The 23608-nt window shown below is 64.7% G+C and carries 20 protein-coding genes; 17 read left to right on the forward strand and 3 right to left on the reverse strand.

Annotation, left to right across the window (positions count from 1 at the left end; all coding sequences use genetic code 11):
• The first annotated feature begins 110 nt into the window (after nucleotides 1–110).
• From BSY18_RS08935 to BSY18_RS08955, 5 genes are all read left to right on the forward strand, one after another.
• Nucleotides 111–947 carry an alpha/beta fold hydrolase gene (locus BSY18_RS08935; protein WP_069051819.1) on the forward strand — a complete coding sequence of 279 codons (837 nt, stop codon included), beginning with the start codon at nucleotides 111–113 and terminating at the stop codon, nucleotides 945–947.
• Nucleotides 948–1049: 102 nt separating this feature from the next.
• Complete coding sequence (locus BSY18_RS08940; RefSeq protein ID WP_069050357.1) at nucleotides 1050–2300, forward strand: putative DNA modification/repair radical SAM protein; 1251 nt, start codon at nucleotides 1050–1052, stop codon at nucleotides 2298–2300.
• Between the two features lie 11 nt (nucleotides 2301–2311).
• Nucleotides 2312–3751 carry a UdgX family uracil-DNA binding protein gene (locus BSY18_RS08945; RefSeq protein ID WP_069050358.1) on the forward strand — a complete coding sequence of 480 codons (1440 nt, stop codon included), beginning with the start codon at nucleotides 2312–2314 and terminating at the stop codon, nucleotides 3749–3751.
• A gap of 24 nt (nucleotides 3752–3775) precedes the next feature.
• The gene (gntA, locus tag BSY18_RS08950; protein WP_069050359.1) at nucleotides 3776–4471 is read left to right on the forward strand and encodes a guanitoxin biosynthesis heme-dependent pre-guanitoxin N-hydroxylase GntA; all 696 of its coding nucleotides are present in this window, start codon (nucleotides 3776–3778) and stop codon (nucleotides 4469–4471) included.
• Nucleotides 4461–5057 carry a DUF1989 domain-containing protein gene (locus BSY18_RS08955; protein ID WP_069050360.1) on the forward strand — a complete coding sequence of 199 codons (597 nt, stop codon included), beginning with the start codon at nucleotides 4461–4463 and terminating at the stop codon, nucleotides 5055–5057. The genes gntA and BSY18_RS08955 overlap by 11 nt, the downstream gene beginning before the upstream one ends.
• On the opposite strand, the gene BSY18_RS08960 is transcribed toward BSY18_RS08955, so the two are convergent.
• Complete coding sequence (locus tag BSY18_RS08960; RefSeq protein ID WP_069050361.1) at nucleotides 5054–5932, reverse strand: class I SAM-dependent methyltransferase; 879 nt, start codon at nucleotides 5930–5932, stop codon at nucleotides 5054–5056. The two genes, BSY18_RS08955 and BSY18_RS08960, sit on opposite strands and share 4 nt — an antisense overlap.
• 179 nt (nucleotides 5933–6111) lie before the next feature.
• Here BSY18_RS08960 and BSY18_RS08965 point away from each other — a divergent pair, with 179 nt between their 5' ends.
• The gene (locus BSY18_RS08965) at nucleotides 6112–7026 is read left to right on the forward strand and encodes a GNAT family N-acetyltransferase (protein WP_069050362.1); all 915 of its coding nucleotides are present in this window, start codon (nucleotides 6112–6114) and stop codon (nucleotides 7024–7026) included.
• A gap of 27 nt (nucleotides 7027–7053) precedes the next feature.
• Here the strand turns inward: BSY18_RS08965 and BSY18_RS08970 are convergent, their stop codons facing one another.
• The gene (locus tag BSY18_RS08970; RefSeq protein WP_171900197.1) at nucleotides 7054–8073 is read right to left on the reverse strand and encodes a polysaccharide deacetylase family protein; all 1020 of its coding nucleotides are present in this window, start codon (nucleotides 8071–8073) and stop codon (nucleotides 7054–7056) included.
• 446 nt (nucleotides 8074–8519) lie between these two features.
• Between BSY18_RS08970 and mdh the strand changes: the two genes are divergently transcribed.
• The 7 genes from mdh (at nucleotide 8520) to lpdA (ending at nucleotide 17229) form a co-directional block, all read left to right on the forward strand.
• Entirely contained in the window at nucleotides 8520–9482 is a 963-nt protein-coding gene (gene mdh, locus BSY18_RS08975) for a malate dehydrogenase (protein WP_069050363.1), read from the forward strand.
• Nucleotides 9452–10090 (forward strand): hypothetical protein, encoded by a 639-nt coding sequence (locus tag BSY18_RS08980; protein ID WP_150126244.1) that lies wholly within the window; start codon nucleotides 9452–9454, stop codon nucleotides 10088–10090. Before mdh ends, BSY18_RS08980 begins: the two co-directional genes overlap by 31 nt.
• The gene (sucD, locus tag BSY18_RS08985) at nucleotides 10087–10974 is read left to right on the forward strand and encodes a succinate--CoA ligase subunit alpha (RefSeq protein WP_054134741.1); all 888 of its coding nucleotides are present in this window, start codon (nucleotides 10087–10089) and stop codon (nucleotides 10972–10974) included. The genes BSY18_RS08980 and sucD overlap by 4 nt, the downstream gene beginning before the upstream one ends.
• Nucleotides 10975–11063: 89 nt before the next feature.
• Nucleotides 11064–11354 (forward strand): GIY-YIG nuclease family protein, encoded by a 291-nt coding sequence (locus BSY18_RS08990; RefSeq protein ID WP_255352541.1) that lies wholly within the window; start codon nucleotides 11064–11066, stop codon nucleotides 11352–11354.
• Nucleotides 11355–11498: 144 nt separating this feature from the next.
• Nucleotides 11499–14324, forward strand: coding sequence for a 2-oxoglutarate dehydrogenase E1 component (locus BSY18_RS08995; protein ID WP_069050365.1), 2826 nt, complete (start codon nucleotides 11499–11501; stop codon nucleotides 14322–14324).
• Nucleotides 14325–14389: 65 nt separating this feature from the next.
• Complete coding sequence (odhB, locus tag BSY18_RS09000; RefSeq protein ID WP_069050366.1) at nucleotides 14390–15655, forward strand: 2-oxoglutarate dehydrogenase complex dihydrolipoyllysine-residue succinyltransferase; 1266 nt, start codon at nucleotides 14390–14392, stop codon at nucleotides 15653–15655.
• Nucleotides 15656–15831: 176 nt separating this feature from the next.
• Nucleotides 15832–17229 (forward strand): dihydrolipoyl dehydrogenase, encoded by a 1398-nt coding sequence (gene lpdA, locus BSY18_RS09005; protein ID WP_069050367.1) that lies wholly within the window; start codon nucleotides 15832–15834, stop codon nucleotides 17227–17229.
• Between the two features lie 30 nt (nucleotides 17230–17259).
• On the opposite strand, the gene BSY18_RS09010 is transcribed toward lpdA, so the two are convergent.
• Complete coding sequence (locus BSY18_RS09010; RefSeq protein WP_069050368.1) at nucleotides 17260–18165, reverse strand: LysR family transcriptional regulator; 906 nt, start codon at nucleotides 18163–18165, stop codon at nucleotides 17260–17262.
• A 138-nt stretch (nucleotides 18166–18303) separates the two neighbouring features.
• On the opposite strand from BSY18_RS09010, the gene BSY18_RS09015 reads away from it, so the two are divergent.
• From BSY18_RS09015 to BSY18_RS09030, 4 genes are all read left to right on the forward strand, one after another.
• On the forward strand, nucleotides 18304–19803 hold the full coding sequence (locus BSY18_RS09015; protein ID WP_069050369.1) for a CoA-acylating methylmalonate-semialdehyde dehydrogenase: 1500 nt from the start codon (nucleotides 18304–18306) through the stop codon (nucleotides 19801–19803).
• 16 nt (nucleotides 19804–19819) lie between these two features.
• A complete protein-coding gene (locus tag BSY18_RS09020) occupies nucleotides 19820–20230 on the forward strand; it encodes a VOC family protein (RefSeq protein WP_069050370.1) in 411 nt (136 codons plus the stop codon).
• Entirely contained in the window at nucleotides 20227–21102 is an 876-nt protein-coding gene (gene mmsB / locus BSY18_RS09025) for a 3-hydroxyisobutyrate dehydrogenase (RefSeq protein ID WP_069050371.1), read from the forward strand. Before BSY18_RS09020 ends, mmsB begins: the two co-directional genes overlap by 4 nt.
• Nucleotides 21103–21192: 90 nt before the next feature.
• Nucleotides 21193–23601 (forward strand): ligase-associated DNA damage response DEXH box helicase, encoded by a 2409-nt coding sequence (locus BSY18_RS09030; RefSeq protein ID WP_069050372.1) that lies wholly within the window; start codon nucleotides 21193–21195, stop codon nucleotides 23599–23601.
• Nucleotides 23602–23608 lie beyond the last annotated feature (7 nt).

Raw genomic sequence — 23608 nt, forward strand, 5'->3', positions numbered from 1 at the left:
CGGCAACCGGACACAAGGCGAGTGCGTACGGAGCGATGATGACGCCAGGCTGGCGTCATCGACGAGTCCTTTTCGCGGGCTATCACCGCGATCAGCAAGGGAGAACGATGATGGCCTATGTTTCCGCAGCCGATGGTACGCAGATTTTCTACAAGGACTGGGGTCCGAAGGATGCCCAGCCGATCGTGTTCCACCATGGCTGGCCGCTGTCGTCCGACGACTGGGACACGCAGATGTTGTTCTTCCTCGATCAGGGCTTCCGCGTCGTCGCGCACGACCGGCGCGGCCATGGCCGGTCACAGCAGGTGAGCGAGGGACATGACATGGACCATTATGCCAGTGATGCCGCAGCCGTCACCGCGCATCTCGACCTGAAGAATGCGGTGCACATCGGCCACTCGACCGGCGGCGGCGAAGCTGCGCGTTATGTCGCTCAGCACGGCATTCCGCAGAGCCGCGTCGCCAAGGCCGTGCTGGTCGCGGCGGTGCCGCCGATCATGATCAAGACCGAGCGCTACCCCGGCGGACTCGACATGGAGGTGTTCGACGGCTTTCGCAGCGGCCTCGCCGCCAACCGCGCCGCCTTCTTCCGCGATGTCGCCTCCGGACCGTTCTATGGCTTCAACCGCGAGGATTCTCAGCCCGATGAGGCGGTGGTCGAAAACTGGTGGCGGCAGGGCATGATGGGAAGCGCCAAGGCGCATTACGATGGCATCAAGGCCTTTTCCGAAACCGACCAGACCGACGACCTGAAGGCGATGACCGTCCCTACCCTGGTGCTGCACGGCGATGACGATCAGGTGGTGCCTTACAAGAACGCCGCGCTGCTGCAGGCCGATCTGCTCCCCGATGCCACGCTGAAAATCTATGAAGGCCTTTCCCACGGGATGCTGACGGTCAACGCCGACACGCTCAACGCCGATATTCTCGCCTTCATCCGATCCTGATCCCAAAGGTCACGCGCCCGGTACGCAGAAAACGCGACGGACCGGGCGCGGAGCACCGCCAAGCCCCTGTTCTTTCTTTGTTCTTGACTCTATATCGGTGGCATGAGCGAAAAACCGATTCTGCAAAAATTGGGCGTGCTGGCCGACGCCGCCAAATACGACGCTTCCTGCGCCTCGTCGGGAACGATCAAGCGCGACTCAACCGGTACCAAGGGGATCGGATCGACCGGCGGGATGGGGATCTGCCACAGCTATGCACCCGACGGCCGCTGCATCTCGCTGCTCAAGATCCTGCTCACCAATTTCTGCATTTATGACTGCCGCTTCTGCATCAACCGCGCGTCGAGCAACGTGCCGCGCGCGAGGTTCAATCCGGAAGAGGTCGTGCGGCTGACGCTCGATTTCTACAAGCGCAACTATATCGAGGGGCTGTTCCTCTCTTCCGGTATCATCCGGTCGGAAGATTACACGATGGAGCAATTGGTCGAGGTCGCGCGGCTGCTGCGCGAGGAGCACCGTTTCGGGGGTTATATTCACCTGAAGACCATCGCCGGCGCCTCGCCCGAACTGATCGCGCGTGCAGGCCTCTATGCCGACCGCCTCTCGACCAATGTCGAACTGCCCACCGAAGCAGGGCTCAAGAGCTTCGCGCCAGAAAAAACCTCGGCGACGATCCGCAAGACGATGGCAGGCGTGCGCGTCGGGCTAGACGATGCGGCAGAAGCTGCGCGCGGGCGGCTGCTCAAGAAAGCCAAGCCACCGCGCTTTGCCCCGGCGGGCCAATCGACCCAGATGATCGTCGGCGCTGATGGGGCCAAGGATGACGACATACTGCAATCGGCAACCAGCCTGTATTCGGGGTACAAACTGCGCCGCGTCTATTACTCCGCCTACAGCCCGATCCCCGATGCGAGCAGCGACCTGCCCCCCGTGCGTCCGCCGCTGATCCGCGAGCACCGATTGTACCAGGCCGACTGGCTGCTGCGCTTCTACGGCTTTTCTCGCGGCGAGATCATGGAAGGCGCAGACGGCGGCATGCTCGACCTGACGATCGACCCCAAGCTCGCCTGGGCGCTGCAGCGGCGCGAGGCGTTTCCGGTCGACATCAACCGCGCGCCGCGCGAGATGCTGCTGCGCGTGCCGGGCCTCGGCACCAAGGCGGTCGAGCGGATCATCGCCGCGCGGCGGCTGGGCGCGGTGCGGATCGGCGATCTGGCCAAGCTCACCGCCTCGGTGAAGAAGGTGCTGCCGTTCATCACCACCCCCGACTGGCGCCCCGGCGGGTTGACCGACAGCGAAAACTTGCGCGCACGCTTCGCCCCGCCGCCCGAGCAGATGAGCCTCGCGCTCTGAAGCCAAGATACATGCGCGAGATCATCCTCAACACCCCCGGCGACTTTGCCGAATGGCGCGATGCCGCGCGCGCGCTGCTCGCCGCCGAGGTACCGCCCGAGCAAGTCGTCTGGCGGCAGGCGGGCGAGAGCGCCTCGCTGTTTTCCGACGACGCACCGCTGGTGCCCCGGCGCACGGTTGCCCTGCCCCGCGCGCTGGTGACCACGCTCGACCGCGTGATCTGCCATCGCGACGCGAACGTGCCGACGCGGCTCTACACCATCGTCTGGCGCGCCTTGGGCGACCGGCGGCTGCTCGAACGGCGCACCGACAACGACGTCGACTGGCTGGCCAAGTCCGACAAGGCGATCCGCCGCGACCTGCACAAGATGCACGCGTTCGTCCGCTTCCGCAGGCTGGGCGGCGAGGATGCCGAACGCGAATCCTTCGTCGCCTGGTTCGAGCCCGAACACCGGATCGTGCGGCTGGCGGCACCTTTCTTCCGCAAGCGCTTCTACGGCATGGACTGGGCGATCCTGACGCCCGACGCGCGCGCGATCTGGCAGGACGAGACGCTGACTTTCGGCCCCGGCGGCACCCGCGACGAGGTGCCCGATTCCGACGTGGTGGAGGAGCAGTGGCGGATGTATTACGGTTCGATCTTCAACCCCGCGCGGGTCAAGATCGCCGCGATGCGCGCCGAGATGCCCAAGAAATACTGGCACAACCTTCCCGAGGCGCAGGATATCGGCCCGCTGCTGGCGGGCGCGGGGGCGCGGGTCGAGCGGATGCGCGAGACCGCGGTCCAGCTCGCCAATCCGCGCAGCGACAAATGGCGCGTGCGCGGGGAGATGGAGGCTCCGATAGCGGGCGAAACAGCGACCCTCGAGGAGCTGGCGCGCAGCCTGCAGACATGCACCCGCTGCCCGATCCACTGCAATGCGACCCAGGCGGTCCCGGGCGAAGGCAAGGCAGGCTCGCGCATCATGCTGGTGGGCGAACAGCCGGGCGACCGCGAGGATCTGGAAGGCCGCCCTTTCGTCGGCCCGGCAGGCCAGCTGCTCGACGAGGCGCTGGCGGAAGCGGGGCTGGACCGCGCGCAGCTCTACATCACCAACGCGGTCAAGCACTTCAAGTTTGAGCCGCGCGGCAAGCGCCGGTTGCACCAGAACCCTTCCACCGGCGAGATCGACATCTGCCGCTGGTGGCTGGATCAGGAGCGCGGGCTGGTCAGGCCCGACATCATCGTCTCGCTGGGTGGCAGCGCGCTGCGCGGGCTCACCGGCAAGAGCGCCAGCATCGCCTCGGTGCGCGGCAAGCCGATGACCCTGGAAGGTGGCGAAAGGCTGGTGGCGACGGTGCATCCCTCCTTTCTGCTGCGCCTGCCCGACCGCCAGCGCGCCGCGGCCGAACGCGCCGCTTTCATCGCCGATCTGGCAGCCGCGCGGCAGCTTGCACTGGATGCAACCTGATCGGGATCGCCGCGTAGGGGTGGAATGCTTATTCCTTGCAGCAATACCGATCATCCGCTGGCGCAACGGTTTCGCGCCTTTATCAAGCAACCCGAATTCCCCTGTGTCGGCGCCAAGTCGGCTCTGGGCAAGGGGCAGATGCGGATCATCGTCGGGCGCGATCTGCGTTCCGGCTGGGACGATCTGCGCATCCTGCCCTCGCTGATGGCCATTGCGCAGGATTATGCGCGCGACCCCGTGCCGTTCCAGTCGCTGGCGGTGCTGTTCGAGGAGGACGCAGGTCTGAACGAAGAGCAGTTCGAACAGCATCTGTGGCAGCGGGTGCAATCGCTGACCGACAAGGACGCATGGCTCGGACAGGAGGCCGATCCGCGCGTGAGCTCGGACCCCGATGATCCGCATTTCTCGCTCAGCTTTGGCGGTGAGGCGTTTTTCGTCGTCGGGCTGCACCCGCATGCCAGCCGCCCCGCACGGCGCTTCGAGCGTCCGGCGCTGATCTTCAACCTGCACGACCAGTTCGAGCAATTGCGCGCCAATGGGCTTTACGACAAAATGCGCGGCACGATCATCGCGCGCGACATCGCGCTTGCGGGCGATGCCAACCCGATGCTGGCGGTGCATGGAACGGTCTCCGAAGCCCGGCAATATAGCGGCCGCCAGGTCGACCAGAGTTGGAAATGCCCGATGAGCCAGCGCAAGGTTGCCGATCATGCCCTCTGATCCCCGCAGCGAAATCCCGCCGCGCTCGGGAACCGCGTTCGAGCTGCGCAAGGGCCAGACACTGACCGTCATCGATGTGCGCGGCGAGCAGGTGGCTGATCTGCTGGCGTTCGACCGCGAGGACATTCACGAGGTCATCTCCTCGGGCCGCACGCTGGATTACGCCAGCCGAATTTACCTCACCACCGGCGATCTGCTCTATTCCAACCGCAGCAACGTGATGCTGGAGATCGTCGCCGATGATGTCGGCCGTCACGACTTCCTGCTGACTCCGTGCTCGAAGGATACCTTCCGGATCATCTATGGCGATACCGATCCGCACCGCGGCTGCTTCGGCAATCTCGCCGCTGCTCTGGAGCCTTATGGCGTGACCGAGGACATGATCCCGGTGGCATTCAACTGCTTCATGAACGTGCCGGTCGATGGCACCACCGGCGAGCTCCGGGTCGATCCGCCGCTGAGCAAGGCGGGCGATACCGTGACCTTCATCGCGCACCGCGATCTGATCATCGGCCTCACCGCCTGTTCGGCGCTGCAATCGAACAACGGCTCGTTCAAGCCGATCGCCTACGAGATCAGCGGCTAAAGCTTTCGCGCGGCCAGGTAGAACCAGTCGCCCATCCCCAGCTTCGGCCCCGCCCACGCGAGCGGCGCGAACGCCAGCGCATAGGCCAGCCGTTTGGGGCTGCGCCTCAGCGTGCTCATGCTGCCGAAGGTATAGGCAAGGTCGATGCAGGTATGCTGCGTCCCAAGACAGGCAAATCCGCGCTGCTCGAGCATCACTGTCAGCGTGCGCACCGAGAACTGGTAGAGATGCCAGGGCGGCTCGGGATGCGGCCAGTGGCCCAGCACCCCCGCCAGCGGTTGCGAGGCCCTGGGGAACAGCCCGTCGATGTTCGGGGTCGAGAGGATGAACAACCCGCCGGGCTTGAGCAGCCGGTGTGCCGCCGCGATATCAGCTGCCGGATCGCGGACATGCTCGATCACGTCGAACATCGTCAGCAGATCGAAGCTTTCGGGCGCGGCATCGACCGCATGGATATCCCCGTCGGTCACCTGCAGGCCGAAATGGTCGCGCGCGAACTGGGCAGATGCAGCGGAAAACTCCGCGCCTTCGGCCGTGAAGCCCGCAGACTTGGCCTTGTCCAGAAACAGCCCTGTCGAACAGCCGATATCGATCAGCCGTCCGCCCGAGGCCCAGCGCCGGGTGAACGCCAGATGCTCGCCCGCCACGCCCGCCATGCGCGCAAAGGCCGGGCTGTGGGGATCGTGCAGTTCGGTGTGATAATCCGCTTCGCCTTGATACATCGCGGAAAGCTCGGCAGGCTCGGGCGGGTCGGCGATATAGGCCAGGCCGCAGTTCGAACACTCGACCAAGGTAAAGCGCCCCAGGCTGGCGAGCAGGCGGGGTCCGGTCGATCCGCAATGATTGCATACGGCCTGCGGCCAGGACTGCGCCATGTCAGGGTCCTTTTGACGGCTTGTGTCGATGTCGAGGTCGCAACTCGCCCAAGGGGATATCGCGCGACGGTGAACAACGGGTAAACCTGTTTCGCGCACCATTGGGTTCAAGCGATCTTAACCGTCCTTGTCTAGACCGGCGCGCATCGCTTCACCCTTGCCCGGAAACCATCGCTCGCATGCAACCCGTCGCCACCCAGGTCCGATTTCTGCTCGGCGACCGCCCGATCCTTGCGGCGCGGCGAATGCTGGTGCCGATTGGCTATGGGCTGGATGCCATCCTGCGAAACGCGCCCCTGCCCGCAGCGCCGTTGCCATCCGATGCCGATGGCTATCGGCTGCAATCGGTCCCGGTCGCGCGGATTGCGCAGCTGGACCGCGACTTTGCCGGGCTGGTCGCCTCGCAGCCGCAGCTTTACGCGCGGCATTATATCGACATGGCGCCGGGCCATGACGGCTATATGGCGCAGTTCTCGTCCAAGACGCGCGCGACGCTCAAGCGCAAGATGCGCAAGCTGGCCGATGCCGGCGGGGGCGAACTGGATATCCGCAGCTATCACCGATCCGATCAGCTCGATGCCTTTTTCGCCGCTGCGCTGCCGCTGTCGCAGCAGACCTACCAGGCGCGGCTGCTCGATGCCGGACTGCCAGGGGACGATGGCTTCCGCGCCGAGGCACACAGGCTCGCGCGAGCGGACAATCTGCGCGCCTATGTGCTGTTCCTGCAAGGCCGGGCTGCCGCCTATCTGTATCTGCCGGTCGCCGATGATGTGCTGATCTACGCCTATCTCGGCTATGATCAGGCGTGCGCGCAGCTTTCTCCCGGCACCGTTCTGCAGATGCACGCGCTCGAGCAACTGTTTGCCGAGCAGCGCTTTCGCTATTTCGATTTCACCGAGGGCGATGGCGCGCACAAGGCGCTGTTCGGCACCCATCAGGTGCAGTGCGCGACGCTGTTCCTGCTCAAGTCCACGCTCGCCAACCGCGCCCTGCTCGCGGGACAACAGCGCTTCAACGCCGCGGTCGAGGGCACCGGCGCGTGGCTCGACCGGATCGGCGCCAAGGCCAGGATCCGCAAGCTGTTGCGCGGCTGACGAACAGCCGGGGCGCTGCAACTTCGCCTAGACGGCAGCGAGTGACTCGAACACCGCGAATTCGTTGAGGAAGAAGGTCGACAGGATGCCCGCTTCATAGCGGATGCGGCTGACCGCCTGCTCGCCATAGCGCAGCGCGGTGCGTACCAGATTGGCGGGCAAGGTGGTGATCGACTTGCGACTGCGAGGCTCCAGCGCGTCGAAGCCGATCGGCTCGAGCCGCTGGTGCTCGGCGATGTTGCGGCACATCGCATCGAATCGCCGCACGACGATGGGATTGGCGCGGGTGCGATCGCGGCTGAGCAGTTCGAAGCTGTGGCTGACGATGGTGAAGCACGGCCAGCCGTCTTCGGCAGCATGGGTCAGCGCATCGCGCATTTCCCAGGCGGAGAGCGCGCACAATTGCACCGAGCGGATGCTGCCCGGGCGATCCTGGATGACGCTCACCGGGATGATGCCGACCCCCAGATGCTCGCTGAACGGCGGCGTCGCCGGTGGCAGGTCGATATCGCATTCGCCCGAGAGGAACGAGGGGTTGAAGCTGCTGTCGTAGCGCACCCCGATCGCGCTCAGCGCGCGCAGGGTGTCGTCATTGGCGCCAAAATTGCCCGCGCGAAACGCGGTCGGTTTTGGCGCTCCGGCCATGATCAGTAAGGCGCGCGCCTGTTCGAGCAAACGGATCTGGTCGTCGAGCGGGAAATCGGCGATGTTGCGTCCGCGCAGATGCGCATGTTCGTGATCGCGGGCAAATTCCAGCCATTCGGTGTGGATGTGCAACTGCACCTCGTGCCCGCGCTTGAGGATCGGCTCGACGATCCGCGCGATCACCCCGGGGCCATAGACCAATGCGGGCATCGGATCGACGAAGAACACTCCGGTCAGCCCTGCAGCCTCCAGCCGGTCCATCTGGTAGAAGATGCCGAATTCGCCATCGCGGCACTTGCCGGCGATCGAGCTGTCGAAATTGTCCTGCGCGCTCGCGCCCTCCTGGAAGAGCTTGAGCGACAATTCGGTATCGACGGTGAACTGAACCTTGGTGACCATCATCCTGCTCTATGTCGAGGGGGTTAAAACCGGCTTACCAATGTCGCAGCGCATTAAAAATGCTACACGCGCAGCCGCGCAAAGTCTATCCGATGTTAATTCCGGGGTGTTTCGAAATGAGGCATTATATAGTCCGTACGCACTATGCCCCCGGGCTGAAGTGCACCTTCAATAAGCCAACCCGATGGCTTGTTGCTAATAGTTTTCAATTGCATAGATAATTGGCGGAACAGGGCTTTTGACGGTTGAAATGCCCGCCCAAGCGGCCTAGGCAGGCCCCCTAGGCGACGATTCAGGCCGGGAAATCCGGCTGGCGCCAGCCTCAGGTCGTGAAACGGACACATATTTTGCCGGATTTCTGCTCAGGGAACGCACACGCACCATTTTCACCCCCGCATTCCTGACAGGCAGTTTCGGCCGGGCTTCATAACTTTCGGAAAGGATTGACCATGGCACGCAAGAAGATCGCGCTGATCGGCGCAGGCAATATCGGCGGCACGCTCGCGCACCTCGCGGCGCTCAAGGAACTGGGCGATATCGTGCTGTTCGATGTGGTGGAAGGCGTGCCCCAGGGCAAGGCGCTCGATCTGTCGCAGTGCGGCCCGGTCGAAGGCTTTGACGCCAAGATCACCGGCACCAATGATTATGCCGACATTGCCGGCGCCGATGTCATCATCGTCACCGCAGGCGTTGCCCGCAAGCCCGGCATGAGCCGCGACGACCTGCTGGGCATCAACCTCAAGGTCATGAAGGCCGTGGGCGAAGGCATCGCCGCCAACGCACCGAACGCGTTCGTCATCTGCATCACCAACCCCCTCGACGCGATGGTCTGGGCGCTGCGCGAATTCTCCGGCCTGCCGCACCACATGGTCGTCGGCATGGCGGGCGTGCTCGACAGCGCGCGCTTCAGCCACTTCATCGCCGACGAGTTCCAGGTCTCGGTGCGCGACGTCAACACCTTCGTGCTCGGCGGCCATGGCGACACCATGGTTCCAGTGGTCCAGTATTCGACCGTCGCCGGCATCCCCGTTCCCGACCTTATCAAGCAGGGCCGTTCGACCAAGGAGCGCATCGACGAAATCGTCAAGCGCACCCGCGGCGGCGGCGGCGAGATCGTCGCGCTGCTCAAGACCGGTTCGGCCTATTATGCGCCCGCCACCAGCGGCATCGCGATGGCCGAAGCGTATCTGTCGGACCAGAAGCGCCTGCTGCCCTGCGCAGCCTTTGTCGAAGGCAAATACGGGCTTGATGGCCTGTATGTCGGCGTGCCGGTGATCATCGGTGCCGGCGGCGTCGAGCAGATCGTCGAGATCGAACTCGACGACGAAGCCAAGGGCAACCTTCAGGTGTCGGTCGATGCGGTCAAGGAACTGCTCGACGCGTGCCGCAACCTGGATTCGAGCCTCGCCTGATGGCGGCCTCCGGTCTTCTGATCGGACTTTTCGCGCTGGCGGCGATGCAGGACGCGCCGCCAGCCGAAAACCCCTACCCTGCGCGAGAGGTTCTCTCCGCGTTTGCGACCGCCTGTTCGGGTATCGAGAACATGGCCGTCGCCAAGGCATCCGTGCTCGCCGCAGGCTGGCAGCCGGTGCCTGCCAATGACACCGGAGCGCTGATGGCACTGGTCGCCTTCGGCAAGGCGAAGCTCGCCGAAAGCGATCCCGACATGAAGCTGATCGAGGGCGGCGAATACCGCATGACCGTCGCCGGGCGCGAGCTGGGCGTCGTGCTGTCGGGCGTCGATCTGGAAAAGATCCGCTCGCAGGGCTGCCGCGTCTATGATTTCACCGCCGCCAGCGCCATATCACCGGAGGATCTGGAAGGCTGGGCCGCGCGTAAGCCCAACGACACCCAGACGCCCGAGGGCGGGATCATCAAGCATGTGTGGAACCCGGGGCTGAAACCCGGCCACATGGAAATGGAAATCAGCTTCGTGCCACAAGGCGCACTCGCCGCCGCCAATATTCCCCTATCCGGCCTCGTCTTCACGGCCACTGCAATGGAGTTTCTGAAACCATGAGCATTCTCGTCAACAAGCACACCAAGGTGATCACGCAGGGCATGACCGGCGCCACCGGCACCTTCCACACCGAACAGGCGCTGGCTTATGGCACCCAGATGGTCGGCGGAGTGACGCCGGGCAAGGGCGGAACCACGCATATCGGCCTGCCCAACTACAACACCGTGGCTGAAGCGAAGGCCGCCACCGGCGCGACCGCAAGCTGCATCTATGTTCCGCCGCCGTTCGCCGCGGATTCGATCCTGGAAGCGATCGATGCCGAAATGGAACTGATCGTCGCGATCACCGAAGGCATTCCGGTGCTCGACATGGTCCGCGTCAAGCGCGCGCTGGTCGGCAGCAAGTCGCGCCTCATCGGCCCCAACTGCCCCGGCGTGCTGACCCCCAACGAGTGCAAGATCGGCATCATGCCCGGCAGCATCTTCAAGAAGGGCTCGGTCGGCGTCGTCTCGCGCTCGGGCACTTTGACCTATGAAGCCGTACACCAGACCACCGCAGTCGGCCTCGGCCAGACCACGGCTGTCGGCATCGGCGGCGATCCGGTCAACGGCACCAACTTCATCGACGTGCTCGAACTGTTCATGGCCGACGACGAGACCACCTCGATCATCATGATCGGAGAAATCGGCGGCAGCGCCGAAGAAGAAGCCGCGCAGTTCATCAAGGACGAAGCCAAGCGCGGCCGCAAGAAGCCGATGGTCGGCTTCATCGCAGGCCGCACCGCGCCTCCGGGCCGCCGCATGGGCCATGCAGGGGCCATCGTTTCGGGCGGCGAAGGCGGCGCGGACGACAAGATCGCGGCGATGGAAGACGCCGGCATCCGCGTCTCCCCCTCGCCCTCGCTGCTTGGCCAGACGCTGGCGGAGCTACTGGAAACGGTGTGATTTTAGTTACCCTCTCATCCGAAAGTCGGTCCCCTGCGCAGGCAGGGGGCCATCTCCTGACTGATCGGGATTGAGCGGGGGGTGCGGTCATGCGCGAGGGCTATGTCTACATCATGGCCAACCGCAGGAAAGGCACCTTGTATATCGGAGTGACCAACGATCTCGTCCGCAGGGCGGACGAACATCGCAACGGGCAGATCGATGGCTTCACCAAGAGGCACGGCTGCACCAGGCTGGTCTGGTTCGAAGCATTCGAAGACCTGCACGAGGCCAGGCTGGTCGAGGCGCAGATGAAGAAATGGAAGCGGGCATGGAAAGTCCGCGTGATTGAAGAGTTGAACAAGGACTGGGACGACCTGTGGTGGCAACTTGGTCTCTAGCCAGACCAATACGATCGCCTGCGCAGGCAGAGCCCATCTCCGGGCGGATCGGGATTGAACGGCCGGAGCATCGAACGGCCAGCTTAGGAGATGGCCCCCTGCCTTCGCAGGGGACCGTGTTCGGCGATTAAGTGGATAGAACGTATGACCTACGACGCAAACGATTATGATCCCGCCGAGGGCCCCCAGGCGGGGCCGAGCTGGCAGCTGAGCAACTGGCCGCTGGGCGATGGCGATGACCTGACCGCGGCGCTCGACCCGATGCAGATGCAGGTTGCGGTCAAGGCCGCGATCCGCAGCGCGTCGGCAGGCGCGGGCCAGCCCGTGGACGAGGCCGTGATCGCGCGCGCCGCGGACCGCTCGATCCGCGCCATGATGCTGATCCGCACCTACCGGGTGCGCGGCCATCTGGCAGCGGACCTCGATCCGCTGGGGCTGTCGCAGCAGGACATCCCGGCTGACCTGACCCCCGAATATCACGGATTCACCGCGGCCGAGATGGACGAGAAGGTGTTCCTGGGCGGCACCATGGGTTTTGAAAGCGCCACCGTGCGCCAGCTCATCGATACCCTGCGCGCCAACTACTGCGGCAAGGTCGGCCTTGAATACATGCACATCTCGGACGTGGAGGAGCGTCGCTTCTTCCAGGACCGGATGGAAGGCGTCGACAAGGTCATCGAATTTACCGAGAACGGCAAGAAGGCCATTCTGTCCAAGGTGATCGAAGCCGAAACGTTCGAGAACTTCCTCGGCAAGAAATACGTCGGCACCAAGCGCTTCGGGCTTGATGGCGGCGAATCGATGATCCCTGCGCTCGAGGCGGTGATCAAGTACGGCGGCCAGCTTGGCCTCAAGGAAATCGTCTACGGCATGCCGCATCGCGGCCGCCTCAACGTGCTCGCCAACGTGATGGCAAAGCCCTATCGCGTGATCTTCCACGAGTTTTCGGGCGGTTCGTCCAACCCCGACGACGTCGCAGGCTCGGGCGACGTGAAGTACCACCTTGGCACCAGCACCGATCGCGAATTCGACGGCATCAGCGTCCATATGTCGCTGGTCCCCAACCCCTCGCATCTCGAGGCGGTGGATCCTGTCGTGCTGGGCAAGGTTCGCGCGCAGCAGGTCAACCGCGACGATCTGGCCGATCACAGCCAGGTGCTGCCCGTGCTGCTGCACGGAGATGCTGCGTTTGCCGGTCAGGGCATCGTGTGGGAATGCCTCGGGTTCTCGGGCATCCGCGGCTACAACACCGGCGGCTGCATCCACTTCATCGTCAACAACCAGATCGGCTTCACGACCAGCCCGCAATTCGCGCGCTCCTCGCCTTACCCCTCCGATGTCGCCAAGGGCGTTCAGGCGCCGATCCTGCACGTTAACGGCGATGATCCCGAAGCTGTTACCTTTGCCTGCAAGATGGCCATCGATTTCCGCCAGCAATTCCACCGCGATGTCGTCATCGACATGTGGTGCTACCGCCGGTTTGGCCATAACGAAGGCGACGAGCCCAGCTTCACCCAGCCCCAGATGTACGCCAAGATCCGCCAGCATCCGCGCGTCAGCAAGATCTATGGCGATCGCCTGATCGACCAGGGCGTGGTAACGCAGGACTGGATCGACGGCACGGCCACGGCGTTTTCGGACAATCTCGAAGTCGAGTTCGAGGCGGGCAAGACCTACAAGGCGAACCAGGCCGACTGGTTTGCCGGACGCTGGTCTGGCCTGCACGCGCCTGCCGACCCCGAATATGCGCGCCGCAATGTCGAAACGGGCATCGACCGCAAGCTGCTCGAGAGCCTGGGCCGCACGCTGACCACGATCCCCGAAGGCCATGAGGTCCACAAGACCCTGCGCCGCGTGATCGATGCCAAGCGCGACATGTTCGACAAGGGCGAAGGCTTCGACTGGGCGACCGGCGAAGCGCTGGCGTTCGGGTCGCTGGTGTCGGAAGGCTATGCCGTGCGTCTGTCGGGCCAGGATTCGGGCCGCGGCACGTTCAGCCATCGTCACGCGGTGTGGATCGACCAGAACACCGGCGGCCGCTATCTGCCTCTGGAACAGGTTCCGCACGGCCGGTTCGAGGTGCTCGACAGCCCCTTGTCCGAATATGGCGTTCTGGGCTTCGAGTACGGCTATGCCATGGCCGACCCGAAGACGCTGGTGCTGTGGGAAGCGCAGTTCGGCGATTTCGCCAATGGCGCGCAGATCATGATCGACCAGTTTATCGCCAGTGGCGAGGCCAAGTGGCTGCGCGCCAACGGTCTGGTGATGCTGCTGCCGCACGGCATGGAAGGCCAGGGGCCCGAGCACAGCTCGGCACGCCTGGAACGCTTCCTGCAGCTGTGTGCAGGCGACAACATGCAGGTGTGCAACATTACCACGCCGGCCAACTACTTCCATGTGCTGCGCCGGCAGATGCACCGCCCGTTCCGCAAGCCGCTGATCATCATGACGCCCAAGTCGCTGCTGCGACACAAGATGGCGGTATCGAAGACCAACGACTTCTGCGGCAACAGCCACTTCATGCGCATCCTGTCCGATCCGGCCCAGCCGGAGGACAAGGACGTCAAGCGGCTGGTGCTGTGTTCGGGCAAGGTCGCGTTCGACCTGATGGAAGCGCGCGATGCGGCGGGCGACAAGCACACCGCGATCATCCGGCTGGAACAGCTCTACCCCTTCCCCGGCGAGCCGCTGACCATCCGCCTGAAGCGCATGGTCAATCTGGAAGAGGTGGTCTGGGCGCAGGAAGAGGCGCGCAACAACGGCGCGTGGTTCTTCGTCGAGCCGTTCATCGAGGAATGCCTGGCCGATGCCGGGGTCGCCCCCAAGCGTCCTCGCTACGCAGGCCGGATCGCGGCGGCATCGCCTGCCACCGGTCTTGCCAAGCGGCACCAGGCCGAACAGGGCGCGCTGATTGCAGACGCACTGGGCCATGATGTCCGCGATGAGATCCGTCGTCAGCGCAAGAGCTGACTACCCGCAAGAAAATGAAGTTGTTTCCGCGAGTTGAAGCGGACAAAGACGAAGGTTTGTGAACCATGAGCATCGAAGTCAAAGTCCCCGTTCTGGGTGAATCGATCAGCGAAGCCACCATCGGCGAGTGGCTGAAGAAGCCCGGCGATGCGGTCGCCGCCGATGAGGCGATCGCGAGCCTGGAAACCGACAAGGTCGCGGTCGAAGTCCCCGCGCCGTCGGCAGGCGTGATGGGCCAGCAGATGTATGCCGCTGGCGACACCGTTCAGGTCGGCGCGCTGCTGGCGATGATCGAGGCGGCCGGCAGCGCGGCGGCAGCGTCGCCGCCCGCGACGCCTGCTCCGGCCCCGGCCGCCGCCCCTGCCCCTGCCCCCGCCGCTGCAAAGGCCGATCCTGCGCCTGCCCCGTCGGTCAGCTCGGGCGAGCCTGTGAGCCTGTCGCCTGCGGTGCGCCGTCTGGTGCTCGAACATGGGCTTGACCCCACCGGCATCCGTGGCACCGGCAAGGATGGCCGTCTGACCAAGGAAGACGTGCTCGCTGCGGCTGAATCCGCCAAGGCTGCGCCTGCGCCCGCCGCAGCGCCCGCGCCTGTCGCTGCCAGCGCGCCCGCCGTCAGCGGCGCTGCCGGTCGCGATACCGAGCGGGTGCGCATGACCCGCATCCGCCAGACGATCGCCAAGCGCCTCAAGAGCGCGCAGGATACCGCTGCGATGCTGACCACGTTCAACGACGTGGACATGACCGCCGTCATCGAGGCGCGCAACAAGTACAAGGACCTGTTCGAGAAGAAGCACGGCATCCGCCTGGGCTTCATGGGCTTCTTCGCCAAGGCCGCGTGCCTTGCGCTCAAGGATGTCCCGTCGGTCAACGCGCAGATCGAGGGCGACGAGATCGTCTATCACAACTACGCCGACATCTCGGTCGCGGTCAGCGCGCCCAACGGCCTGGTCGTGCCGGTGATCCGCAACGCCGAGACGCTGTCGTTTGCCGGCATCGAAAAGACCATCGCCGACTTCGGCAAGCGCGCCAAGGACGGCACGCTCAAGATGGACGAGATGATGGGCGGCACCTTCACCATCTCCAACGGCGGCGTGTTCGGTTCGCTGATGTCGACCCCGATCATCAACCCTCCGCAGAGCGCAGTGCTCGGCCTTCACCGCATCGACCAGCGCCCGGTGGTGATGCCCAATGGCGAGATCAAGGCGCGCCCGATGATGTATCTGGCCCTGTCCTACGACCACCGTCTGATCGATGGCCGTGAGGCGGTGACCTTCCTGGTGCGTATCAAGGAAGCGATCGAGGATCCGACGCGGTTGCTTATCGATCTTTGATAGCGTGTCCGGCGTGGGCGGGAAGCTGCAATTCCTTCTTGCTTCACCCCCGCGCAGGCGGGGGTCCCGCTTTTTCTCTCCGGCATCGCAAGGCGGGCTTGCCGCGTTCGCGGGAATGACGGGGATGGAATTGCAAACGTAGCCCGGTTAAATCCGGCGCACGATGGAGTTTGAAAATGGCTGACTATGATTTCGACGTTCTGGTGATCGGTTCCGGTCCCGGTGGCTATGTCGCGGCAATCCGTGCGGCGCAGCTCGGCCTCAAGACCGCCTGCATCGAAAGCCGCGAGACTTTGGGCGGCACCTGCCTCAACGTCGGCTGCATCCCGTCCAAGGCGATGCTGCACGCGTCCGAGCTTTTCGAGGAAGCCGCTAGCGGCAAGCTCGCCAAATTGGGCATCAAGGGATCGGTCACGCTCGACCTCGAAACCATGCACGCGCAGCGCCGCGATGCGGTCAAGGGGCTGACCGGCGGAATCGAATATCTGTTCAAGAAGAACAAGGTCGAGTGGATCAAGGGCCGCGGCGCGTTCACCGGCGCCGATACGGTGGCCGTGGGCGACAAGAGCTATCGCGCCAGGAACATCGTTATTGCCACCGGATCGTCGGTCACCCCGCTGCCCGGTATCACGGTCGATAACGACAGCCAGATCATCGTCGATTCCACCGGCGCGCTCGAGCTTGCCAAGGTGCCCGGCCATATGGTCGTCATCGGCGGCGGCGTGATCGGGCTCGAGCTCGGCTCGGTGTGGAAGCGCCTGGGCGCCAAGGTCACCGTGGTCGAATATCTCGACATGATCCTGCCCGGCATGGACGGCGAAATCCGCAAGGAATCGCTCAAGGTGTTCAAGAAGCAGGGCATCGAGTTCAAGCTGTCGACCAAGGTCACCGGCGCTAGTGTCGAAGGCGGCAAGGCGATGCTGTCGGTCGAACCCTCAGCCGGCGGCGACACCGAAACCATCGAGGCCGACGTCGTTCTGGTGTCGATCGGTCGTCGTCCCAACACCGATGGCCTCGCGCTCGACAAGGCCGGCCTTGCCGTCAATGGCCGCGGACAGGTCGAGATCGATCATGACTTCAGCACGTCGGTCCCTGGTATCTGGGCGATCGGCGATGTCGTTCCCGGACCCATGCTCGCGCACAAGGCCGAGGACGAAGGCATCGCGGTGGCAGAGAACATCGCGGGGCTCACCGGTATCGTCAATCACGACATCATCCCGAGCGTGGTCTACACCATGCCCGAGATCGCTGGCGTGGGCCTCACCGAAGAGCAGGCCAAAGAGCGTGGCGAGATCAAGGTCGGCAAGTTCCCGATGATGGCCAATTCGCGCGCCAAGACCAACCATGAAGGCGACGGCATGGTCAAGGTCATCGCCGATGCCAAGACCGACCGCGTGCTCGGCGTGTGGATCATCGCGTCATTGGGCGGCACCATGATTGCGCAGGCCGCACAGGCAATGGAGTTCGGTGGCACCAGCGAGGACATAGCCTACACCTGCCATGCGCACCCCACGCACAGCGAAGCGCTCAAGGAAGCTGCGATGGCGGTGCAGGGCAAGCCGATCCATATCTGACGGCCTTTGCAGGCCGACACGGCGGACGCGTTATCGTACTGGTGACGCGTCCTCGCCCGTCAGCGGCGCGATCCGCCGTGCGACATCATCCAGCCAGCCGATGAACGCATCCACCCGCGCGAGCTTGCGCATGTCGCGGTGCACCACCAGCCAGAAACTGCGGTGGATCGCGACCCGATCCGCCAGCACCCGCTCCAGCCGCACGTTCTGCTCGCCCATGAAGCACGGCAGGATCCCCACCCCGGCGCCCGACGCGATCAGGCTGTGCTGAACGTTGATGCTCGAGCTGGTCAGCACCGGCTCAAGGCCTGGGCCGATTTCGTCGAGATAGCGCAGTTCGTCGGCATAGATGAAATCGGGGATATAGCCGATCAGCGGGTGGCGGCGCAGGTCGTCGACGCTGGCGATCGGTCCGGCGGCGGCGAGGTAATCGCGGCCGGCATAGACCCCCAATTGATAGTCCACCAGCTTGCGCACCTTCAACGGCCCCGCGGTCGGGCGTGACAGCATGATCGCCAGATCCGCCTCGCGCTTGGACGGGTTCAGAAAGCCGTTGGTGGCCACCAGCTCGATGCGGATCGCGGGGTGAAGGCGGTGAAACTCGGCCAGGTTGTGGCTGATCACCCAGGCGGCAAAGCCTTCCGCGACGCTCACCCTTATGGTGCCGGCAAACACCGTCTGCTCGCCGGTCAGCTCGGTGCGCGCATCGACCAGCGCCTGCTCGGCGCCTTCGGCATAATGCAGCAGCTTGCGCCCGTGCTCGGTGAGCGCGATCCCCTTGCCGCTTGCCTCGAACAGCGTCGACTGCAGGTCGCCCGACAGCCGCGCAAGCCGCCGCGCCACGGTGGTAGGGTCGATCTCGAGCCGCCGTGCGGCCTCCGCCACCGATCCGGCGCGCGCCAGCATCAGGAAAATGCGCAGATCATCCCAGTTCATAAGCCATGCCGTGTCATGCGAACCCTCTCCTGGCCATTGTATTTATGCAGCCCGTTGTGACGTTTTTACGCAATTGATTGCATGAATGCCAGAGGCTATTGCGCTGTCTAAGCGACAAGCACCTACAGGAGAGCGACCATGCGCACCGTCACCCACCGTCTGGCCACCGGCGTTTCTGCCCCCGCCAGCCCCCGCCAGTCCGACATCTTCGATCCCAACAGCGGCTCGGTGCAGGCCAGGGTCGATCTGGGCGACAAGGCGGTGCTCGACGCCGCGGTCGAGGCCGCGCTCGCCGCGCAACCCGCCTGGGCCGCGACCAACCCGCAGCGCCGCTCGCGCGTCATGTTCAACTTCAAGGCGCTGGTCGAAGCCAATATCGATGAACTCGCAGCCCTGCTGTCGAGCGAGCACGGCAAGGTCCATGCGGATGCCAAGGGCGATATCCAGCGCGGTCTGGAAGTCATCGAATTCTGCTGCGGCATCCCGCACGCCTCCAAGGGCGAATACACCCATGGCGCGGGCCCGGGCATCGACGTCTATTCGATGCGTCTGCCGATCGGCATCGGCGCCGGCATCACCCCGTTCAACTTCCCCGCGATGATCCCGATGTGGATGTTCGGCCCCGCGATTGCCACCGGGAACGCCTTCATCCTCAAGCCTAGCGAGCGTGACCCCTCGGTACCGGTGCGTCTTGCCGAGCTGATGAGCGAAGCTGGCCTGCCCGATGGCATCCTGCAGGTCGTCCATGGCGACAAGGAAATGGTCGACGCGATCCTCGATCACCCCGCGATCGCCGGCGTGTCGTTCGTCGGATCGTCCGATGTTGCGCATTATCTCTACCAGCGCGGCGTTGCTGCCGGAAAGCGCGTGCAGGCAATGGGCGGCGCGAAGAACCATGGCATCGTCATGCCCGACGCCGATCTCGACCAGGTGGTCAAGGATCTCGCAGGCGCGGCCTTCGGCTCGGCAGGCGAACGCTGCATGGCGCTCCCGGTCGTCGTCCCCGTCGGTAACGAGACCGCCGAGCGGCTGCGCGCCAAGCTGATCCCCGCGATCGAAAAGCTGCGCCTCGGCGTGTCGTCCGACCCCGATGCCGATTACGGCCCGGTGGTCACCGCCGCGCACAAGGCCAAGGTCGAGGGCTGGATCCAGACCTGCATCGACGAGGGCGCCGAGCTGGTCGTCGATGGCCGCGGCTTCACGCTCCAGGGCCATGAGAACGGCTTCTTCGTCGGCCCGACATTGTTCGATCACGTCACCACCGAAATGAGCAGCTACAAGGAAGAGATCTTCGGCCCCGTGCTGCAGATCGTCCGCGCCGCCGATTTCGAGGAAGCGGTAGCCCTCCCCAGCAAGCACCAGTATGGCAACGGCGTCGCGATCTTCACCCGCAACGGGCACGCCGCACGCGAGTTCGCGGCTCGCGTGAATGTCGGCATGGTCGGCATCAACGTACCGATCCCGGTGCCGGTCGCCTACCACACCTTCGGCGGCTGGAAGCGCAGCGCTTTTGGCGACACCAACCAGCACGGCATGGAAGGCGTGAAGTTCTGGACCAAGGTCAAGACGATCACCTCGCGCTGGCCCGATGGCGCGGTCGACGGCGGCAATGCCTTCGTCATCCCGACGATGGGTTGAATGAGGGGCTAAACGCGTGCGGCTTGCGTACACCGCCTATCTGGTCCGGGAATATGACGAAGCCATCTCCTGGTTCGTCGACGCGCTGGACTGGACGCTGCTCGAAGACAGCGATCTGGGCGGCGGCAAACGCTGGGTCCGGGTGGGTGGACGCGACGGCGGCGAACTGCTGCTGGCGCGCGCCACCTCGCCCGAACAGACAGCCGCCGTCGGCAAGGAAGCGGGCGGACGCGTCGCGTTCTTCGTGCACACCCGCGCCTTCGACCGCGATTATGCACGAATGCTCGCGGCAGGCGTGACGTTTGCGGAGACTCCGCGCAATGAAGTCTATGGCCGGGTGGTGGTTTTTGCAGACTTGTATGGCAACAGGTGGGATTTGATCGAAGCGCGCATTAACGCGGTTTCGGACAACGGAGAGACAACATGACGACGATCGGATTTATCGGCCTGGGCAATATGGGCGGCGGCATGGCGGCGAACCTCGCCAAGGCCGGGCACAAGGTCATCGCATTCGATCTTTCGGGCGAGGCGCTGGCGCGCGCGGGCGCAGCGGGCTGCCATCCCGTGTCCGATCCGGTGCAGGCGGTCAGCGATGCCGATGTCATCGTCACCATGCTGCCTGCAGGCAAGCATGTCGCATCGGTCTATAACGACACCGTGTTCGGCGCGGCCAAGCGCGGCACGCTGCTGATCGATTGCTCGACCATCGACGTCGACACCGCGCGGCAGGTCGCAGCCGCCGCCAAGGAGCGCGGGCTCGAGGCGGTCGATGCGCCGGTCTCGGGCGGAATCGCGGCGGCCAATGGCGGCACCTTGACCTTCATGGTCGGCGGCAGCTCGGGTGGCTTTTCGCGCGCAGCCCCGATCCTCTCGGACATGGGCAAGGCGGTGATCCACGCAGGCGACAATGGCGCAGGCCAGGCCGCGAAGATCTGCAACAACATGCTCTTGGGCGCGACGATGGCCGCGACCTGCGAGACCTTTGCGCTGGCCAAGAAGCTGGGGCTAAATCTGCAGACCTTCTACGACATCTCGTCCAAGGCCTCGGGCCAGAGCTGGTCGATGACGAGCTATTGCCCCGTGCCTGGCGTCGGCCCCGCCAGTCCGGCGGACAACGGCTATGCGGGTGGCTTTGCCGCCGCGCTGATGCTCAAGGACATGCGGCTTGCGCTCGAAGCAGCCAAGGCTAACGGCGCTCAGGTCCCGATGGGCGAGCGCGCCGAGGCGATCTACGCCGCGTTCGTGGAAGCCGACGCGCAGGGGCTCGATTTCTCGGCGATCATCACCGTGCTGGAATAAGGCTGCGGCGCGGATTGCTCCTGCCCCCACGGGCGAATGATAGAAGGCCGCCCCTTTAGTTCGCCCCCCTCTCCCCCTATATCCGCAGCCATGGCGCTGCCCCAAATCATCACCGACTGGTTCGGGAAGCGCGGTTGGGCACCCCGGCGGCATCAGATGGAGATGCTGGAGCAGGCAGACGCCGGGCACCACGCGCTGCTGGTCGCCTCAACCGGCGCGGGCAAGACGCTGGCGGGGTTCCTGCCTACGCTGGCCGATTTCACCGACGGCCAGAGCCATGACGGGCTGCACACGCTCTACATCTCGCCGCTGAAGGCGCTGGCGCACGACGTGCAGCGCAATCTGCTGACCCCGGTGACCGAGATGGGGCTACCCATCACCATCGAGACCCGCAGCGGCGACACGCCATCGGACCGCAAGGCGCGCCAGCGCGCGCGTCCGCCGCATATCCTGCTGACAACACCCGAATCGCTCAGCCTGTTGCTGTCCTACCCTGAGAGCTTCGAGATGTTCGCAGGGTTGAAGACCGTGATCGTCGATGAGGTTCACGCCTTCGCCACCGGCAAGCGCGGCGACCTGCTCAACCTCTCGCTCGCGCGGTTGCAGGCCATCGCGCCCAAATTGCGTCGGGTTGCGCTGTCGGCGACGGTGGCCGATGCCGACGCCTATCGCGCCTGGCTCGCGCCTTATGGCGATATCGATACCGTAGCCCTGGTCGAGGGCGAGCCCGGCGCGGAGCCTGACCTGTCGATCCTTATTACCGATGATCGCGTTCCCTGGGCGGGGCACAGCGGCAACTATGCCGTGCCGCAGGTGCTCGAGGAAATCGCGCGAAACAAGACCACGCTTGTCTTCTGCAACACGCGCTTCCTCGCCGAGTTCATCTTTCAGAAGCTCTGGGAACTCAACGAGGCGCATCTGCCGATCGGCATCCACCACGGCTCGCTGTCGGTCGAGGCGCGGCGCAAGGTCGAAGGCGCGATGGCGCGCGGCGAATTGCGCGCACTGGTCGCCACCGCCAGCCTCGATCTGGGGGTCGACTGGGGAAATGTCGATTGCGTGATCCAGATGGGCGCGCCCAAGGGATCGTCGCGATTGCTGCAGCGGATCGGCCGCGCCAACCACCGGCTCGACTGCCCCAGCCGCGCGATCCTGGTCCCCGGCAACCGCTTCGAATATTTGGAAGCCCAGGCGGCCTTCGATGCGGTCACCGAAGGCCAGCGCGATGGCGAAAGCTTCCGCCCCGGCGGGCTCGACGTGCTCGCGCAGTTCATCATGGGCGCAGCCTGCGCCGGGCCGTTCCACGAGGATGCTCTACTCGACGAGGTGCAGTCCGCCCTGCCCTATAGCGGCATCGACCGCGCCGCGTTTCAGCGGGTGCTCGGCTTTGTCGAGAACGGCGGCTATTCGCTCAAGGCCTATGACAAGTTCAAGCGGCTGGTGCGGCTGGCCGATGGCACATGGCGGCTCGCGCATCCCAAATTTGCTGCGCAATATCGCCTGAATGCGGGCATCATCGTCGACACTCCGATGCTCGAGGTGCGCTTCAAGAACGGGCGTTCGCTGGGCAAGGTCGAGGAGAATTTCGCCGCGCAGCTCGCGCCTGGCGACACCTTCGTGTTCGCAGGCATGGGGCTCGAGGTAGAGCGGATCAAGGACATGGACCTGCTGGTCAAGGCGTCGGCCAAGGCCTCGCAGATCCCCAGCTACAACGGCGCGCGGATGCCGCTGACCACGCATCTGTCGCAGCGCGTGCGCGGCTTCCTGACCGACCGCGCGAGCTGGCCGCGCTTCCCGGATGACGTACGCGAGTGGCTCGAGATGCAGGACTGGCGCTCGGCGATGCCTGAGCCCGATCAGCTGCTGGTCGAGACCTTCCCGCACCACGGGCGCCACTACATGGTCTGCTACCCGTTCGAGGGATGGAACGCGCACCAGTCGCTGGGCATGCTGCTCACCCGGCGGATGGAGGATCGCGGGCTTCAGCCGATGGGCTTTGTCGCCAACGATTATGCGCTCGCGGTGTGGGGCCTCAAGCCGATCACCGATCCCGGCGCCTTGCTATCGGCGGATATCCTGACCGATGAGTTCACCGACTGGGTGCAGAATTCGTACCTGCTCAAGCGCGCCTTTCGCGAGGTCGCGGTGATCAGCGGGCTGGTCGAGCGCCAGCATCCGGGCAAGAAGAAGTCCGGGCGGCAGGTCACCTTCTCGACCGACCTGATCTACGATGTGCTGCGCAAGTACGAGCCCGACCATGTGCTGCTCGAGGCCGCCTGGGCCGATGCGCGCGCGCGGATGACCGATGTCGGGCGGCTGGGCGATCTGCTCGACCGCGCGGCAGGCACGATGCTGCACATCGATCTCGAACGCGTCAGCCCGCTCGCGGTGCCGGTGCTGGTGATGATCGGGCGCGAGAGCGTTGCGCAAGGATCGACCGACGATGCGCTGCTGACCGAGGCCGAGAGCCTTGCCGCCACCGCGATGCGCGGCGATTGATTGCGGG

The sequence above is a fragment of the Blastomonas sp. RAC04 genome (assembly GCF_001713435.1).
Lineage (GTDB): Bacteria > Pseudomonadota > Alphaproteobacteria > Sphingomonadales > Sphingomonadaceae > Blastomonas > Blastomonas fulva.

Coding starts and splice junctions, on each gene's coding strand:
- BSY18_RS08935 (WP_069051819.1), top strand. CDS start 111: ATGGCCTATGTTTCCGCAGCCGATGGTACGCAGATTTTCTACAAGGAC.
- BSY18_RS08940 (WP_069050357.1), top strand. CDS start 1,050: ATGAGCGAAAAACCGATTCTGCAAAAATTGGGCGTGCTGGCCGACGCC.
- BSY18_RS08945 (WP_069050358.1), top strand. CDS start 2,312: ATGCGCGAGATCATCCTCAACACCCCCGGCGACTTTGCCGAATGGCGC.
- gntA (WP_069050359.1), top strand. CDS start 3,776: ATGCTTATTCCTTGCAGCAATACCGATCATCCGCTGGCGCAACGGTTT.
- BSY18_RS08955 (WP_069050360.1), top strand. CDS start 4,461: ATGCCCTCTGATCCCCGCAGCGAAATCCCGCCGCGCTCGGGAACCGCG.
- BSY18_RS08960 (WP_069050361.1), bottom strand. CDS start 5,932: ATGGCGCAGTCCTGGCCGCAGGCCGTATGCAATCATTGCGGATCGACC.
- BSY18_RS08965 (WP_069050362.1), top strand. CDS start 6,112: ATGCAACCCGTCGCCACCCAGGTCCGATTTCTGCTCGGCGACCGCCCG.
- BSY18_RS08970 (WP_171900197.1), bottom strand. CDS start 8,073: ATGATGGTCACCAAGGTTCAGTTCACCGTCGATACCGAATTGTCGCTC.
- mdh (WP_069050363.1), top strand. CDS start 8,520: ATGGCACGCAAGAAGATCGCGCTGATCGGCGCAGGCAATATCGGCGGC.
- sucD (WP_054134741.1), top strand. CDS start 10,087: ATGAGCATTCTCGTCAACAAGCACACCAAGGTGATCACGCAGGGCATG.
- BSY18_RS08990 (WP_255352541.1), top strand. CDS start 11,064: ATGCGCGAGGGCTATGTCTACATCATGGCCAACCGCAGGAAAGGCACC.
- BSY18_RS08995 (WP_069050365.1), top strand. CDS start 11,499: ATGACCTACGACGCAAACGATTATGATCCCGCCGAGGGCCCCCAGGCG.
- odhB (WP_069050366.1), top strand. CDS start 14,390: ATGAGCATCGAAGTCAAAGTCCCCGTTCTGGGTGAATCGATCAGCGAA.
- lpdA (WP_069050367.1), top strand. CDS start 15,832: ATGGCTGACTATGATTTCGACGTTCTGGTGATCGGTTCCGGTCCCGGT.
- BSY18_RS09010 (WP_069050368.1), bottom strand. CDS start 18,165: ATGAACTGGGATGATCTGCGCATTTTCCTGATGCTGGCGCGCGCCGGA.
- BSY18_RS09015 (WP_069050369.1), top strand. CDS start 18,304: ATGCGCACCGTCACCCACCGTCTGGCCACCGGCGTTTCTGCCCCCGCC.
- mmsB (WP_069050371.1), top strand. CDS start 20,227: ATGACGACGATCGGATTTATCGGCCTGGGCAATATGGGCGGCGGCATG.
- BSY18_RS09030 (WP_069050372.1), top strand. CDS start 21,193: ATGGCGCTGCCCCAAATCATCACCGACTGGTTCGGGAAGCGCGGTTGG.